The sequence below is a fragment of the Streptomyces sp. NPDC058678 genome, assembly GCF_042714835.1.
In the GTDB taxonomy this organism is placed as follows: domain Bacteria; phylum Actinomycetota; class Actinomycetes; order Streptomycetales; family Streptomycetaceae; genus Streptomyces.
Map to the genome: position 1 here is coordinate 108612 of NZ_JBHXSG010000028.1, position 16388 is coordinate 124999.

Annotated in this window: 10 protein-coding genes and 2 pseudogenes; 3 read left to right on the top strand and 9 right to left on the bottom strand. The window is 70.9% G+C overall.

Going from position 1 to position 16388, the window contains the following annotated elements; translation table 11 throughout:
- Positions 1–5: 5 nt before the first annotated feature.
- The 6 genes and pseudogenes from ACFWWR_RS24875 to ACFWWR_RS24900 form a co-directional block, all read right to left on the bottom strand.
- Entirely contained in the window at positions 6–1670 is a 1665-nt protein-coding gene (locus ACFWWR_RS24875; RefSeq protein WP_383863204.1) for a hypothetical protein, read from the bottom strand.
- A 253-nt stretch (positions 1671–1923) separates the two neighbouring features.
- Complete coding sequence (locus ACFWWR_RS24880; protein ID WP_384305362.1) at positions 1924–2289, bottom strand: DUF4333 domain-containing protein; 366 nt, start codon at positions 2287–2289, stop codon at positions 1924–1926.
- 342 nt (positions 2290–2631) lie between these two features.
- On the bottom strand, positions 2632–5562 hold the full coding sequence (locus ACFWWR_RS24885) for a hypothetical protein (RefSeq protein WP_384305364.1): 2931 nt from the start codon (positions 5560–5562) through the stop codon (positions 2632–2634).
- Positions 5563–5564: 2 nt separating this feature from the next.
- Positions 5565–7421 (bottom strand): HSP90 family protein, encoded by a 1857-nt coding sequence (locus ACFWWR_RS24890; RefSeq protein ID WP_384305367.1) that lies wholly within the window; start codon positions 7419–7421, stop codon positions 5565–5567.
- Between the two features lie 52 nt (positions 7422–7473).
- A complete protein-coding gene (locus ACFWWR_RS24895; RefSeq protein WP_384305369.1) occupies positions 7474–8460 on the bottom strand; it encodes a hypothetical protein in 987 nt (328 codons plus the stop codon).
- 312 nt (positions 8461–8772) lie between these two features.
- Positions 8773–8937 (bottom strand): annotated as a pseudogene (locus ACFWWR_RS24900) (pirin family protein); the annotation flags it as partial.
- Between the two features lie 129 nt (positions 8938–9066).
- Here ACFWWR_RS24900 and ACFWWR_RS24905 point away from each other — a divergent pair.
- Complete coding sequence (locus tag ACFWWR_RS24905; protein ID WP_384305371.1) at positions 9067–9255, top strand: hypothetical protein; 189 nt, start codon at positions 9067–9069, stop codon at positions 9253–9255.
- Between the two features lie 1332 nt (positions 9256–10587).
- Here the strand turns inward: ACFWWR_RS24905 and ACFWWR_RS24910 are convergent.
- A complete protein-coding gene (locus ACFWWR_RS24910) occupies positions 10588–11958 on the bottom strand; it encodes an RICIN domain-containing protein (RefSeq protein WP_384305373.1) in 1371 nt (456 codons plus the stop codon).
- 30 nt (positions 11959–11988) lie between these two features.
- Positions 11989–13419 (bottom strand): endo-1,4-beta-xylanase, encoded by a 1431-nt coding sequence (locus tag ACFWWR_RS24915; RefSeq protein WP_383863222.1) that lies wholly within the window; start codon positions 13417–13419, stop codon positions 11989–11991.
- A gap of 854 nt (positions 13420–14273) precedes the next feature.
- Between ACFWWR_RS24915 and ACFWWR_RS24920 the strand changes: the two genes are divergently transcribed.
- On the top strand, positions 14274–15740 hold the full coding sequence (locus tag ACFWWR_RS24920; protein WP_384305375.1) for a non-reducing end alpha-L-arabinofuranosidase family hydrolase: 1467 nt from the start codon (positions 14274–14276) through the stop codon (positions 15738–15740).
- A gap of 84 nt (positions 15741–15824) precedes the next feature.
- On the opposite strand, the gene ACFWWR_RS24925 is transcribed toward ACFWWR_RS24920, so the two are convergent.
- On the bottom strand, positions 15825–16139 hold the full coding sequence (locus ACFWWR_RS24925; RefSeq protein WP_384305378.1) for a hypothetical protein: 315 nt from the start codon (positions 16137–16139) through the stop codon (positions 15825–15827).
- 125 nt (positions 16140–16264) lie between these two features.
- Here ACFWWR_RS24925 and ACFWWR_RS24930 point away from each other — a divergent pair.
- Positions 16265–16388, top strand: a pseudogene (locus tag ACFWWR_RS24930) (histidine kinase dimerization/phospho-acceptor domain-containing protein); the annotation flags it as partial.

Here is a 16388-nt window from a genome sequence, read left to right on the forward strand (position 1 = left end):
AAGGGTCAGCAACCGTCCGCACCCGAGGAGCCCGAGGAGGAAGAGGACGAGGGTGAGGAGGGAAGGTACGACGACCCGATCCGGTACACACCCGCGCCGGCGACCGTCAGCCGCGTGAACTCGCCCTCCTGGCTCAGGCAGCCGCCCTCGACGCGCAGCCACGGCGAGTACGCGATCCGTACGGTCACCGAGCCCGGTCCGGGTGTCCGCACCGCGAGTTCGGCATCGGTCGTCCGGACCACGGTGGCGGGGGCCGACACCAGCGGTACGGCGTCCCGCACCCGGTAGACCCTCCAGTGTGTGTCCCTCCACACCGGTTCCAGCCAGGCGGTCCCGCCCCGCACCAGCCGCGCCTCTGCCTCCCCGTGGCGGTCGGGCTCGGTCGAGGGCAGCACCACGAAGCCGACGGCCCATCGGTCCAGCCATGCGCGGTAGGTCGTCGGCGTGAGTGTGCCGTCGTAGAAGAGCCGGCCACGTGTGACGTCCAACTGGGTGTTCCAGCCGCGGGCCAGGTTCACGTACGGGGCCAGCAGGGCGGCCTCGCGGTGGTCGTGAGCGGGGACGACCTCCACGCGGGCGCGGTCCGCGCCGAGCCGGTCCAGGGCCCGGACGACACCGTGGACGTCGGCGGCCCATGCCGGGACCTGCCCGGTCCCGCGCAGGAAGGAGGTGGGCGTGCCCGACCCCAGCCAGAACAGCGACCCGGCGAGGGCCAGGGCGAGCGCACCGCGCCGGTACCGCGCGCGCCGCTCCGTCGAGAGCACGGCTGCCAGGAGCACGGCCGGCGCGAACAGCAGCGCGAGCCGCTCCACGTTGGCACCGATCGGCGAGGGGATCAGGTACGTCAGGACGACACCCGCCGCGTACACGGCGCCGGCCCGCCGCACGACCCGCCACCCGCGCGGCGCGCACACCGCCACGGCCACGCCCAGCAGGGCGGGCCACGGGATGCGCCCCGCCGCCATCGGTTCCTCGCCGTGGAAGGGGAACAGCAGCGTCGTCACCCCCACCACCAGGAACGGCGGGATGGTCAACGCGGCGGCCCGCCGCCAGTCGCGGAGCAGGGCGTAGGCCCCGCCCGCCACGACGAGGAACAGGCCGGCCACCGGGCTCCCCATCGTCGCGAGCATCGCGTACCCGGCCGCCGGCGCGACCCGCCGCTCCCCCACCAGCAGCACACAGGCCGCCAGCGCGAGGGCGACGCCGAGGGCGAACGTCACCCGGCCCGCCGCCACGTCGACCCACAGCCCGAACGCGGCGAGCAGCGCCGGCGGCAGTGGGCGCCGGATCCCGGACCGGACGAACAGGACCGCGGCCAGCCACCCGGCGCCGAGTCCGGAGACGACGGCGATCGTGCGCACGCCGAAGAAGCCCATCAGGTACGGCGAGATCACGCTGTAGTTCGCCGTGTGGATCCCGCCGAACCAGAACAGTCCGTACGCCGAACCGCCGTGCTCGGTGGCGAAGCGCGCCCATGTCTCCTGGGCCGCGAGGTCACCGCCGCCGTTGGCGCGGAAGAACGCCCACACCACGTACAGCGGAAGCATGGTGAGGGTGGCGAGGGGGACGCGGTGGCGACGCGCGAACACCCGGATCCGCTGGTACGGCGGCTTGCCCGGCGGGATGGCGGCCTCCGCCGGCGCGGGGGCCAGCACGGCAGGAGCTGTCATGAGGGCGGCGTCTCCGATCGGGAACGAGGCGCAGCCTGGCCGGTGCCGGACACCCGGGCGTGACCGGCCGGGACACCACGGCGCCCGTGCCGTACGCGGATGTCACCCCATCGGGGATCCCGTCGGCTGCGATCTCATTCTTCGGCGGCGGGCAGAGGCCCGGCATCGGCCGAACGGCCGGAGACACGGCGGGGGGACGGGCGGAAACCGGCCTTTCGGCCGAGGCACCAGGGGCCTGTGTCCGACACCGGCCCTAGCGGTCGAACTGCCAGGTGATGGAGTCGCCGGTCACGCTGAGAACCGTCACGGGGACATCGATCAGCGACCCGTCGTTCCTGGTGCCGTGGCAGGTGAGCCTGGTGCCGGTGACGGCCTTCAGGCCGGTCGGGCAGGACATGTCCTTCACGGGGGTGCCGACCCAGGGCAGCGGGTGGTACATGCTCAGCGTCCGCCCCGCCACGATGTCGGGTCTGAGCGCCTTGTGGCCGTCGATCGTCTCGGCGCTGTGCCGGTCCAGCCCGGTGGTCGACTCCGTGCGGCTGATCCGGTGGGTGAACAGGAGCAGGGGCACGAGCACGGCGGCGGCGCCCACGACGACACCGAGGATCCTGCTCCGCACCTGAGACTCCTGACCACAACCCCGTAGTGGGCCGCAGCGTACTGAAGGAAGCATCCGGGGGGCCATGCCGTACGACACACCGTCCCGGGCGCACGGGCATCGTTGCGCGGGCAGGTCGGTCCCGCGGCCCGCTCCCGCGGCTTCAACTCCTGCCGCCTCGCCCTCGTGGGCGGTCGTACCCGCAGCCGCGCACGCCGTCCTGCCCTGGTCGGGTCTGACCAACCAGCTCTGACCGGCTCCTTCGGGATCTTTCCGGCCGCATGAAGTCTTCGGCGGTCGGCAGGGGCTCTCGCTCCCGCCAGGCGGCGGTGCCGGGGCGGCCGTCGCCCCGGCACCGCTGCGTCACTCCTCGTCGCGCAGCCGGGCCGCCAGGGAGATCAGCGGCTCGGTCTCCTCGGTGTGGCCCAGGCCGGTCAGGCGGGAGACCGCCGCGTCGAGGCGGACGAGGGCGGGGGCGGGACGCTCCAGGTAGATGCCCTCCACGGCACCCGCGAGGCGGACGCACTCGGCCCACTCTCCCGCGCGGTCGTCTCCCGGCCCCGGCTCGCCGAGCAGGGCGAGGGTCTTCTCCAGGGCGCCGAGGGCGTCCTCGTACGCGCCGGCGTGGGCGTTGACCCGCCCGTGCTCGTAGGCCAGGGCCGAGTCCAGGGAACGGCCGTGGGCCTCGTACCCGGCGGCACGGGCCTCATCGGCGATCCGGCCGGCGTCGGCGAGGAAGGTACGGGCGTCGGCCAGGCCGTCGGGGCCCTGCCGCTGGGCCTGGAGGCGGGCGAGTTCGCGCAGGCAGTTACTGAGGTGCTCGTAGCGCGGGGCCCGGGCGTGGGCGGCGATCGCCTGGTCCACCGCCTCGCGGGCCCGGCCGAACTCGCCGGACTCGCCGAGGAGTACGGCCGTCTCCGCGGCGATCATGGCGTGGCTTCCCGGGTCGTCGTCCCAGCCGGCCGACTCCGCCGCGAGGGCGACGAACTCCGCCGTGGCGGCCTTGAGGTCCTCCCCCGCGTTCAGCGCACGGGCGCGGGTCAGGCGCAGCTGAGCCACGATGCGGTCGTCCAGCTCTCCGGCGGCGACGTCCGGTTCGGCCAGCAGGGAGTCGAGCAGAGCGATGCAGTCCTCGACGCGGCCCAGGTCGAGGCTGAGCTGGGCCGCGTTGCTGTAGGCACAGAACGCGTCCGTCCGGCTGCCGCGGCGCAGGTCCGCCTCCGCCGAGCGCGTCAGGTACCGCAGTGCCTCGTCGGGGCGGCCCAGGTGCATGCAGGCCTCGGCCAGATCAGCGAGGAGGCGGCTGGTGTCGACCGAGTCGGCAGGCCAGTCGGCGGCCAGTCGCAGGCCCTCGGTGAGGTCCGCGTAGGCGGCCTGGGCGTTCCGGAGGCCGAGCTGCAGCCGGCCGCGCAGGCCGAGCGTGCGGGGCAGGTGCCAGGCGGGGCCGTGTGCCTTCAACCGGTCGATGACGGCGTCGATCTCGGTGACCGCGGCGGGCAGGTCGCCGGAGATGGCGTACGTGCTGGCTCGCAGCAGCAGGGCGCCGGAGATCTGCCCGGCGATGTCGTGCCGGGTGGCGAACGCGTGCAGCAGGTCCACCTCGGCGAGGACCGGTGCGGCGTGCTCCTCGCTGCCCGTGGCCTGCAGCCGCAGGCCGAGCGCGGTCGCCCGCAGTCGCAGCAGGCGGGCCTCCTGGTACGGGGCGAGGTCGGGCGTCTCCTCGTGCAGGCGGACCATGGACGCATGGGCGGCGGTCAGCGCGGCGCCCTTCGCCTCGGCCCCGTCGGCGCCCTCCGCGGGAATTTCGGCGGTCGCGAGCAGGGCACAGGCGCGGGCGAGCGCCGCGTGACCAGGCGCCCCGGCGTCGTCGTACAGGGCCGCGGCCTCCTCGTGGAGGTCGGCGGCGTCGGCGAACTCGTCCCTCTGGCCCGCCCGGCTCGCCTCGTCGGCCAGCAGGTCCGCGCGCAGCTGGACGAGCGGGCCCACGGCCGGGTCCTCGGGGTGGGTGTAGCCGCGGACGGCGACGAGCGTACGCAGTCGCGCCCAGCAGGCCTGTGCGTCCGGGTGCCCCTGTTCCTCCAACGCCCTTGCCCGGCAAATGAGTTCGGGCAGCGATTCGGGTACGGCGGCGGCCGTACGGGCGGCGATCGGGGCGGCCGGGGCCACGTCGTCGAGGCTGCGGGTGCGCAGGGTGAGTTCCAGCGCGTCCAGCAGCGGAGCCTGGTCGAGGCGGGCCCTGCGACGGTCGGTGTGGGCCGTGGTTCCGTTGCGGGCGTCGAAGCGGGCGGCGAGGTCGTCGGCACGGCCCCGCACCTCGGCGCGCAGGCCGGCCACCGTCCAGGTACGGCCCGAGTACCCGGCGGCGGGCAGTTCGCCGTGGCCGAGGAGTTCGACGCGCTGGAGGAGGACGTCCACGCCGGTGAGGAAGTGGAGCTGGTCCAGCGGCGATTCGACCTCCTCGAACAGGTTCCGGTTCTCGGCGAGCAGTTCCAGGCCGCGTGCCTCGTTGCCGGTCAGCGCGCAGAACTCCAGGTGCCGGCCGAGCTCCCCGGCCATCGAGGGGTTGCGGCGACAGCCGCGGTATCCGGCGAGATGCAGTTCGCGTGCCCGTTCGGCGCTGCCGGTGCGCAGCAGGGGCAGCAGGGCGTACGACAGGGAGCGGGCCGGCTCCTCCTGGCAGGACTCCTTCCCGGCGAGGACGGGCTCCCAGGTGCGCAGCGCCCGCTCGTCGTCGCCCGCGGTGAGGTGGTACAGGGCCCGCTCGCAGATCTCGCAGGCCTCGCAGTCGCTGAGCCGGGTGCGGGTGCGGCCCGCCCACAGCTCGTAGGCGAGGCCGGTGTCCTCGCCGACGTGGGCGGCGAGCTGGTACGCCTGCCCGTAGTAGGGCTGGAGCCCGAGGCCGGCCTTCTCGTAGCGGTCGCGCATCTCCGTCAGCCACTGGCGCAGGCTGGCCAGCGGTATCTCGGGCAGCGCCCGCAGGGCGTTGGACACCCACTTGAACCGCCAGAACAGCATGTGCCGCGAGCGGTCGTCGAAGACGTCGGGCTGCTCGTCGAAGAGCGTGAGCAGGCGGGCGAAGACGACGGGCGACTTCCGGGGTTCGGAGCCGTACGTGTACGCCTCCTGGAGTTCGAACAGGGCGTGGATGAGCGGGACGGGCTCCGCGAACTGCTCTGCGGCGTCGACGAGTTCCTCGGCGATGACGGTGCGGGTGCGGCCGTAGGGGCGCCGATCGTTCTCCTTGAGCGCCTCGTACAGCTCGTCTGTGCTCTGGGGATGGGGTGCGGTGGGCATCGTCAGCTGTCCTTGCGGAGGGCGTGGGCGAGAAGGTCGAGGAAGGAGCGGTTGATGAGGCTCGATTCGGCCGGCCTGAGCGGGCGCCGGGACAGCATCGCGGCCTGCCCGTAGAGGGCTTCGGCGCTGGTACGGGCCAGTTCGGGCTCGTCGATGGTGACGGCGGTGCGGACCAGCGGGTTGAGCTGGTTGAGGATCAGCTGGGCCCGCGGGGCCTCCTGGCGCAGGGCGCCGAGGATGTCGCCCCACAGGCCGCCCTCCTGCTCACGGGCGAGCTGGGAGCGGGTGCGTTCGTGCCGGGCCTCGCGGCTGTCGACGAGGAGGGCGGGGGCGGAGGCGGGCTGGAAGGTGCGCAGCGCGACGTCGCAGTCGAAGACGGCGAGGGCGTCGCGGGCCTGGGCGAGGTACGCGGCGGCGGCGAGTTCCGTCTCCCGGTCGACGGGGTCGAGGTGGGCGGTGAGAGTCGCCGGGTCGAGGTCGGCGACGGTGGCCTCGGGCCTGATCTCGGGCAGCCGGTGGACCAGTTCACGGTCGTAGGTGTAGCCGCCGTTGACGACGCCGAGCCCGGCGGCCGAGGCGATCGCGGCGACCTGCCGGAACTCCTCCACGGTCGACGTCACGAGCACGGTGCGGTGGGTGCGCGCGAACTCGTCGAGGGTGGTGTGCCCGTCGGTGGTCTCGAACGGCAGCCAGGGCAGCAGCATCCGCAGGATCTCGTCGTCGTGCACCGCCAGCGACTTCACGGCCAGGTGGTGGGCCTGGAGGAAGCGGGCGAGCAGGTCCGGGTCGCTGGCGGCGGCCCGGGCGATCCAGGCGCGCAGCCGCTCGGCGAGTGCGTCACGGACGGCGGCGAGGGTGTCGTCCTCGTACAGGGACTCGCGCGAGGCGGTCGGGCGCAGGCTCTCGGCGTCGACGACACAGCGGACGAAGAACGCCCACTCGGGCAGGATCTCCTCGGCCTGCTCGGACAGCAGCATGCCCTTGACGTGCACGCGGTGGCCGTGTCGGCGCCCGGCCGGCACCGCCTCGGGCAGTACGCACGCGATGCCCTTCAGGCCCACGGCCGGCAGGTCCAGCTCGACGGTGTCCAGCGGCGTGAACCCGAAGACCTCCTCGCCGTACGCGGCCAGCGCGCGGGAGCGTGCTCCCGGCGTGGGGTACGTACGTACCCAGGGGGCGGGCTCGGGGTTGACGGGCGCCCCCGGACCACCCGGACCGCCTGTGCCGTCGTCGAAGGTCACCGGGTGGCGCAGCAGGGAGCCGAAGTGCCGGGCCAGCGCGTGCACCTGAGCCGGGCGGGTCCACTCGCCGGCGTCGGCGCGCGGTGTCAGCGTGACGGTGGTGCCGGGCCGGGGGCGGGCGGCGGCGGGCAGGGTGCGGACGGTGTAGCTGCCGTCGCCGCGGCCCCGCCACTCGACGGCGGGTGCGTCGGGGGTGTGGGCGGAGCGGCTCAGGACGTGGATCTCGTCCGCGACCAGGAAGCAGGAGAGCAGGCCGATGCCGAACTGGCCGATGAAGTCCCCGCGTTGCTCGGCAATGCGCTCGGCCCGTTTGCTGCTGCGGCCGATGGTGGCGAGAAAGCGGTGCACGTCGGCCTCGGTGAGACCGACGCCGTCGTCCTCGACGCGTACCAGCGAACCGTCGGCGTACAGGCGGACACCGAAGGCGTCGGCGGGGGCGGCCGGTTCGAGGCGGTGCCGGGCGGTCAGCGCGTCCACCGCGTTCTGCAGCAGTTCGCGCAGGTAGACGCGGGGGCTGGAGTAGAGGTGGTGGGAGAGGAGATCGACGAGGCCGCGCAGATCCACCTGGAAGGTGCGGTCGGCGCCGGCCGCGTTCGCGGCGGTGTCGGGTAGAGTCATCGGGCAGTCCCAAGTGGGAGGGATGGCGGGCGGGAACGGGGCCGGCTTGCGCTCAGGCGCGGCGGTGGCGGCGGGCGAACTGCTTCTCGGGGTCCGCGAAGTAGGTCCAGGGCCACTTGGTGTAGGCGCCGTCCAGTGTCTGGAAGACGCGCCGGACCGTGTGGCGTTCGCCGGCCAGGGACAGGGCCATGGCGAACATGTTGAAGTCCTCCTGCCAGCCCGGGCGCCGGACGTACGCGGGGTGCAGGATGCTGTAGTCGGCCGCTTCCCGCAACTGCGCCTGGATCTCGGAGGTTTCGAGGTAGTCCCCACGCTCCGACTCGACCCACTCCTCGATGTACGCCATGGCGATCACGCATCCGAGGCGGTGTCCCTGCGGGGCACGGGCGGCCGCCTCCTGGGCGAACGCCAGGGCCTGGCCCGGCTCGCCGCCCCAGCGGGGCTGCAGCTGCGACACCCACTCGAGGTGGGTCTCCAGGTCCAGCGGGTCGCGGCGCAGGGCGGCGTCGCGGCGGGTCTCGTTGACGGCCGGGCCGAGCGACATGCCGCGCCCGGAGGTGAGGAGGCGGCGCCACGGCGTGACCCACTCCGGACGCAACTCGGCGGCCTGGAGCAGCTGTTCCTCGGCGATCTCGAGCCGCTCGTGGAAGACCCGCCACTGCTCCTGCGTGACGTTCACGGCACGCTCGGCGGTGCGCGCCTCCCAGCCCCAGCTGATGTGGCGCGCCCCGGATATCAGCAGGGCGGTCGCCCGGTGCTCCTTGTCGTCCTCGACGGCCCGGCCGATCCAGTCCTGCACACCGTCCATGTCGGCGAGTTCGCCCAGGATCTGGTGGTCACGGCCGGGATCGAAGGGGGCCAGCGCCTCCTTGACCGCCTCCCAGTCACCCGCGTCGGCGGCCTCCACCAGCGCGAGCACGCGCGCGTCCCCGAGCGCGCGCAGGGTGTACATCCCGTTCTTCTGTCTGTGCGGGACAGGAAAAGCGTGCGGATCCGCCACCGGTCTCTCCGCACCCCTGCCGAACAGCTTGCCCAACATGCCGCACCCTCCCCTGGTCCTGCGTGATCGTCTGGGGCAGCATAAACGGCCCCACCGACACCACTTCCACAGGGTTTTCACCAACGCTTCACCGGCCCGGTCCCGCCCTCTCACCTCTCCCGGTCCACGCCGACACCGCGACGACTCCGGCTCGTGGTCGAGCTGTCGGGGCCTGGCGGCCGAGCACGTGGGCGGGTGGGCCGGAGACGACGCCGGCGCAGGGTACGGCTGTGCCCGGAACCAGGGGCATCGCGGTCCGGTCGAGCAGCGTGACGTCAGAGACCGCGGGCGGCGACGGACGCCGTCACGAGGTCAGCGCACCCTCCCCCGCGGCTTCAACGGCACCGGCGGCAGTTCGGGAGCGGGCAGCGGGGTGCCGTCGTACCCCTTCACCTCACCGAAGCGCGACCCCGTCATCCAGTCCGCGCGGGCCTGCGCGATCTCCTCCTGGGAGCGCCCGATCCAGTTCCGGAACACAGCGAGCCCTGCGCGCATCGGTTCAGGTCATCGGCCTTCCCTCATCCGTACAAGATCCGGTACAGGTCCGCGGCCGGGAGGCAGGTGAAGGAGTCCGGGTTTGCGACCCAGGACAAGGCGATCGCGCGTTTGACGGAGATCTACAACGCGAAGAAGGCGGCGCCGCGGGGGCAGGCGAAGGCGGAACGGGTCGCCGGGTACGGGGCGATGCGGTTCGAGGAGTACGCCGGGGAGTGGAAGGCCGGGCAGCGGGACCCGGGGCCGGCGTCGGTGGACTCTGCTCGGTTTACCGCTTCGTCGGGTGCAGATGGTGGCTGAGATAGCGGGCGGTGACGCTGTGCGGATCATGTGAGAGGTCGTCGGGTGTTCCGGTGGCGACGATGGTGCCGCCGGCGGTGCCGCCTCCGGGGCGTACGGCACGTCGGTGCGCACCCCGAACTCGGCGACGACCTGCGGCATCACCGTCAACCCGAACATCGACCACGCAGCCACCGCCCCCTCGGCGATGGTGCGTTGCGGATCGGGGACGAGAGCCGCTTCCTCGACTTCCCGGACCATGCCGGTACCGGTGCACCGTGGGCGTGCGCCGTCCGAGTTGAAGGCCAGCGACTCCGCGCCCGGTGGGTAGCACACAGGGCAGGTCAGGTCCAGTCCCGCGGCCACGTCGATCGTCGGGTCCTGCCGGTGGCCGTTGGGGCACAGGTGTGATCCCAGTCGGGAGAACAGCAGGCGCAGCACGTTGAGCAACTCGGTCGACGTGCCGAAAGTGCTGCGCACCCCGGGCACCCCGGGCCGCTGCCGCAGGGCGAGGGCCGCGGGCACGTGCTCGACGCTGTCCACCGACGCACGCGGTGCCTGCGCCATACGTCGGCGGGTGTACGTGGACAGCGCCTCGATGTAGCGCCGTGAGCCCTCCGCTTACAGCACCCCCATCGCCAGCGACGACTTCCCGGAGCCGGACACCCCTGCCACCGCGACGACATTCTTTGTTCTTACAGCCCGCAGAAACTTGGCTTCTTCTAGAGCGTGAAGTCGGTTGCCCGGAGGCATCGTTGCACGCCAGGCAACCCGACGAATAAACACGCTACGCGATCGGCTCAACACCTTGCTCCACTGTGCGGACTCCGAGGGAATTCGCCCCGGGCCAAACGCGGGCCAAACGGCGCCAAGGACGGTGGGGCCAGTGGTGCCGATTCGGCGTGACCGGCGGCACAAGGCTGGTCTCACCAAGGTACTCGCCAGCATGTACCCACTGCCCTCGGCAGGCTCAGCGTCGAGGACGCGCAGCACGATCCGCAGGGCCTCGGTGAGGCCGCCGTGCGTCTACTTGGGCGGCGAACGTGAAGACGTCGAAGGCGGGGTCGGGGCGCCTTGGCGCGCTCCCTGGGCCGTCCTGGTTCAGCGCTGCTGCCAAGTGCGGGGCGGTCGGCCGAGGCTGTCCACGAATCGCACACCCCCGACCACGGCGGCCTTCGCGGTCGTCCTTACGCGGCAGAACGCCACTTCTTCCACGGCCTGTTCGCCAGCCGTGACCAGTCCGAAGTCGTGGGAGCTCTCCTGAGAAGGCCTAACCGTCCTTCGATCTTGGATAGAGCCGACAGAGTGGAGCCAGGATCATCCTGGCTCCACCCGTGGTGCGGGCATGTCCTGTCACTGGAACTGTGCGAAGAACCTCCAGATCTCTGCTTTGGTCCAGGTGGCGACGCCGCTTTCGCCGGGGGAGCCGTCGACCGGACCGGGTATGTGGCCTCCGTCGAACGCGGCCCATTGGACCGGGTATCCGGCACGGCAGCCCGAATAGGTGGTGGTGATGTGCGTTCGGCTGCCCGGCGCGGGCTCGCGCGGGCTCTGGGGGGTGCAGCCGTTGTTGCTGACGAATCTGTCGCGCAGGGACCGTCCTTGCGCGATGTCGAGGACGGAGTCGCTGACGCCGTGGATTCCGAAGTAGGCGATGGGCTGGGTGCCGGCGCTGCACCCGCTGATCTGAGCGCCGGAGATGACCGCGACGGCCCTGAAGACGTTCGCCCGGCTGCATGCGAGTGCGTAGCTCATACCGCCGCCCCAGCTGAATCCCGTGGCGAAGCGCTGTGCCGGGTTGACACAGAGACCGCCCTCGATTCGCCGGATCATGTCGTCGACGAAGGTGACGTCCGCTCCGCCCGAATTGGCCCAGCCGTTGCCGAGGCCCTGGGGGGCGACGAGGATCGCGCCGTTGTTCGACTGTTCCTGTTGGCCGTAGTAGGACCAGGCGTTCCCGCTCGTGCCGCCCGAGGCGACGTCGCCGGCGGTTCCGCCCCGCCAGTGGAACGCGAAGATCAGCCGGTAGGGGTGGCTGTTGTCGTAGTTGGCGGGAACCCTGAGGATGAAGCTGCGGCTCTTGCCGCCGCTCTGAATCGTGTGCGTACCGCTCGCCAGAGTCGGGGCGCTGCCGCATCCGCCGCCGCCACCGGACGACAGCTTGATCATCTGCCATTGCTGGTTGGCGCCGCCCCAGTCGGAGTACTGGACGACGTTGCCGCCGTCGGCGGTGGAGGCGCCCTGCACCTCCACCGCCTTACTGCTGGTGCGGTTGACCAGCCGGACCTGGCCCGCGTCGGAGTCGGCCAGGCGGAACTGCTGGTTGGCCCCGTTGTGGTCGGCCCACTGCTGGATCGCGGCACCGTCTGCGGTCGAGGCGCCGGCCACGTCGAGAACCTTGCCCGAATGCCGGGCCTTGAGGCGGTAGAAGCCGCCGCCGGAGTCCAGGAACTGCCACTGCTGGTTGGCTGCGTCGTTGCGCGTCCACTGGCTGACCCGCGCGCCGTCGGCGGTGGACGTGCCAGAGACGTCCAGCGCCTTGCCGCTGTTGCGGTTGACCAGGACATACCAGGCATTGGTGTCCACGGTCGCCGCCTCGGCGGGCGCCGGATTCACCGCGTTGAGCATGCCGATCGCGAGGGTCGCCGCCACCACGGCGGCGACCCGGGACCACCAGCGATGTCTGCGTGGAGGGGCGGGGGAGGCCGCACCGTAGGTCTTCATCGATTCACCCCTTCGTTTGGGCAGGTCCCATCAGGTGCGGGTCCAGCGTTGGTTGCTGCCGTTCGAGCAGGAGTAGAGCTGGATCAGGGTGCCGTTGGCGGTGCCGCCTGCGACGGCGTCGAGGCAGAGGCCGGACTGGACGCCGACGATGGATCCGTCGGAGTTGAGGCGCCATTTCTGGTTGTCGCCGCCCCAGCAGCCGTAGATCTGGACTTTGGTGCCGGTCCCGGTGCCGGCGGCGTCCAGGCACTTGTTGCCGTAGACCCTGAGCTCGCCGGCGGCGGTGTACGTCCACTGCTGGTTGGTGCCGTTGTGGCAGTCCCACAGGTGGAGCTGGGTGCCGTCGGTGGTACTGGTGCCGGGCACGTCCAGGCAGCGGCCCGACCCGACGCCCTTGATCGGTCCGGAATCCGAAGGGGGCGTAGAAGAGCCGCCGTTGAGTGCGTTGAGGACGGCGGTGTAGGCGGGCTTCTTGCTGCCGTCGCCGTTGAACAGCAGCGGCGTGTGCTCCGGTCGCCAGGAGTCGGTGTCGCGCACACCCCAGACGGTGATGCCGAGGCAGCGCGGGACGGCCAGGCAGTCGTTGGTCACGTTCGCGTAGGTCGTGGCCGGGGCGCCCTGGATGTCGAGTTCGGTGATGGCCACGTCGACGCCGAGGGCGGCGAAGTTCTGCAGGGTGGTACGGAAGTTGCTGTTGTAGGGGCTGCCGCTGTTGAAGTGCGACTGGAAGCCGACGCAGTCGATCGGCACGCCGCGCTGCTTGAAGTCGCGGACCATGGCGTACATGGCCTGGGTTTTGGCCCAGGTCCAGTTCTCGACGTTGTAGTCGTTGTAGCAGAGCTTGGCGGCCGGGTCGGCGGCGCGCGCGGTGCGGAAGGCGACCTCGATCCAGTCGTTGCCGGTGCGCTGCAGGTTGGAGTCGCGCCGGGCTCCCGAACTGCCGTCGGCGAAGGCCTCGTTCACGACGTCCCACTGGGCGATCTTGCCCTTGTAGTGGGCCATCACCCCGTTGATGTGGTTGATCATCGCCTGGCGCAGCGTGCTGCCGCTGAGGCTCTGCATCCAGCCGGGCTGCTGGGAGTGCCAGGCCAGGGTGTGGCCGCGCACCTGCTTGCCGTTCTGCACCGCCCAGTTGTAGACGCGGTCACCGGCGGTGAAGTTGAACTGGCCCCGCTGTGGTTCGGTGGCGTCGATCTTCATCTCGTTCTCGGCTGTCACCGAGTTGAACTCACGGCCCGCGATCGTCGTGTACGCCGAGTCGCCCAGCCTGCCCGAGGCGATGGCGGTGCCGAAGTAGCGGCCGCTCTGCGCCGCCGCGGCGCCGAGCGTGTTCTCGGCGGCGTGTGCGGTCGGCGGCGCAACCAGTGCGGCGACCACGCCGAGGACGCCGACGACCAGCGCCAACAGCAGGCCGCGGATCTTGCGGCGGACTACGGGTCTGGGAAGGGCATACGAGCCCATGACTGTGCCTCCAAGGTAGAAATCACGGAAGGACTGAAGCGCAGGGGAATGCGTCGTCCGCTCCCACTCGGCAGACGGACGGGGCGTGCCGGAGCCCGGGCAGCACGGAATTACCGGACTCCGCGGTCATGGGACCGGGACGATCTCAACCGGCACGGACGGCTTCCGGTCGGCCGTCGAGTGACGTACGGCGGGCGGCGGCGGTGTTTCGACACAGGCATGGGGGCACTCCATCGCGGCTCAGCCGGGGGACCGCCACGCGGCGTCACGCACCTCTCCAACTGCGCGAAGAGCCAGGATGCGCTGGTGCGAACCTCACCGGAACGAAATGGGGTGGCGCAGGTGCTTCGGTGCGCGGATCTGTCGTGCAGCTGTGCGCGGATCTGTCGTGCAGCTGTGCGTGGATCTGTCGTGCAGCACAGATTGCCCAGGGCCGACGTGGTTCGACATCTCGAACTATGGCCGCTGTCTCAGACAGGGATGATTGAGGTTTTGACGATGGATCGTCAATACTCCCCGCAGAAGAAGTTTCGATTCGTCGTCCGAAACATTCGAGGATCCCGGCGAGCCGGACGGCGAACCCCGGCGCCGCCGTCGACGGATGCCGTAGGACCAGGGCCGGGGCCCGGGCCGGGAAGAGTGTGCGGACGCCGCTTGCTCGACCTCTCTCGGGAGGCGCTGTTTGTGGACAGATCGGCGACAGCCCTTGACCAGAGGGCAGCACATTCCTAGCTTGTGGCGTCGAAGCATCCGGGAATTCTTCGAAACTTTCGAGAGCGTTCCTGTCCCCCGGCACGTCCACTCCGCGGTTCATCGGGGTCACCCCACCCCCGCCCCCCAAAGGAGGCCCTCTGATGTGGTTTCACCACCCGTCCCCGGTCCGTCTGAGACGCTTACTCGCCGTCCTTGCGCCCTTGCTGCTCGTGGCCACCTTCCTCGGCGCCCAGCCCGCCGACGCGGCGACCGTAGACCCCAACGCCTCGTATGTGCTGGTCAACCGCAACAGCGGCAAGGCCCTGGATGTCTACAACATGGCGACCAACGACGGCGCCCGCATCACCCAGTGGACCAGGAACGACCAGAACCAGCAGCAGTGGCAGTTCGTCGATTCCGGGGGCGGCTACTACCGCATCAAGTCCCGCCACTCGGGCAAGGTGCTGGACGTCCACAACTGGTCCACCGCGAACGGCGGTTCGATCGTCCAGTGGGCCGACCTGAACGGCACCAACCAGCAGTGGCGGCTGGCCGACAGCTCGGATGGCTACGCGCGGCTCATCTCGCGCCACAGCAACAAGGCCCTCGAAGTACAAGGCGCCTCCACCGCCGACAACGCGAACATCGTCCAGTACGACGACTGGGGCGGCACCAACCAGCAGTGGCAGCTCGTCAAGGCCGGCGGCGACAATCCCGGCCCGTGCGATCTTCCGTCGACATACCGCTGGACATCAACGGGCGCGCTGGCGCAGCCCAAGCCGGGGTGGGTCTCGCTCAAGGACTTCACCGTCGTCCCCTACAACGGCAGGCAACTCGTCTATGCGACGACGCACGACACGGGGACGAGTTGGGGTTCGATGAACTTCGGTCTGTTCACCAATTGGTCGGAGATGGCCTCGTCCAGCCAGAACACGATGTCGGCTTCCACCGTCGCGCCCACGCTCTTCTACTTCGCGCCGAAGAACATCTGGGTGCTCGCCTACCAGTGGGGTGGGACCGCCTTCTCCTACCGGACGTCGAGCGACCCCACCAACCCGAATGGCTGGTCATCCCAGCAGGTGCTCTTCTCCGGAAGCATCACCGGCTCCGGAACAGGACCCATCGACCAGACGCTCATCGGTGACGGGACGAACATGTACCTGTTCTTCGCCGGTGACAACGGCAAGATCTACCGGGCCAGTATGCCGATCGGGAACTTCCCGGGCAGCTTCGGCACGACCTCGACAGTGATCATGAGCGATACGACGAACAACCTGTTCGAAGCCCCGCAGGTCTACAAGCTGCAGGGCCAGAACCGCTACCTCATGATCGTCGAGGCGATCGGCTCGCAGGGCCGCTACTTCCGCTCGTTCACGGCCACCAGTCTGAACGGCTCATGGACACCCCAGGCCGCGACCGAGAGCAATCCCTTCGCCGGCAAGGCCAACAGTGGCGCCACTTGGACCAACGACATCAGCCATGGCGAACTGATCCGCACCAGCGCCGACCAGACCATGACCGTCGATCCCTGCAATCTGCAGTTGCTCTACCAGGGGCGCAGCCCCAACTCCGGCGGCGACTACGGCCTCCTGCCCTACCGTCCGGGTCTGCTGACACTGCGGCGCTGACGGCATGACACGAGTCCGGCTCCGGTAAGGAGCCGGCGTGGCGGGCTCGGGGAAGACCGAGCCCGCCCGGGTCACGCGACAACGTCAGCGCTCATAAGGCGACGGAGCGCGGGGTCGGGCAACGCTCACCAGCCCGAGGGCCATCCCGTAACGCGGTGCCGCCGCCGGTGGTGCTTGCCAACGGTCCAGGCGCACCAGGTCGCCTGGTGCGCTGCGGCGGACGAGCCAGGCTTCGGTGATGTAAGTGAACATCGCGTCGGCCGCACCGCTCGAGTCGTGGGCGGCGATGCGCTCGTACACGCGGCAATGGCCGCGGTTGGAGGCGCCGCACATGGCGCGCTCGGGTCGGCCCATGTACCGCACAGTGTTGACGACCTGGCTCTCCAGCGCGCGGACCACCCCACGGGCGATGCGGTATTCCCGACGCCTGAATGATGACGTCGTGGCAGGCGACCCAGCTCGCCCGGCGCGGCCGGCGATAGGGAATCCGCGCCTGTCAGGTTTGTCCTACGCCGATCGCAAAGCAGGAGGAGGCGGACCGGGCGCGGGCGCAGGCCGAGGGCAACCGCATCCGCACCGCACTGCTGGCCGCCGTCAGCCATGACCTGCGTACCCCGCTCGCCGGGATCAAGGCGGCGGTGACATCCC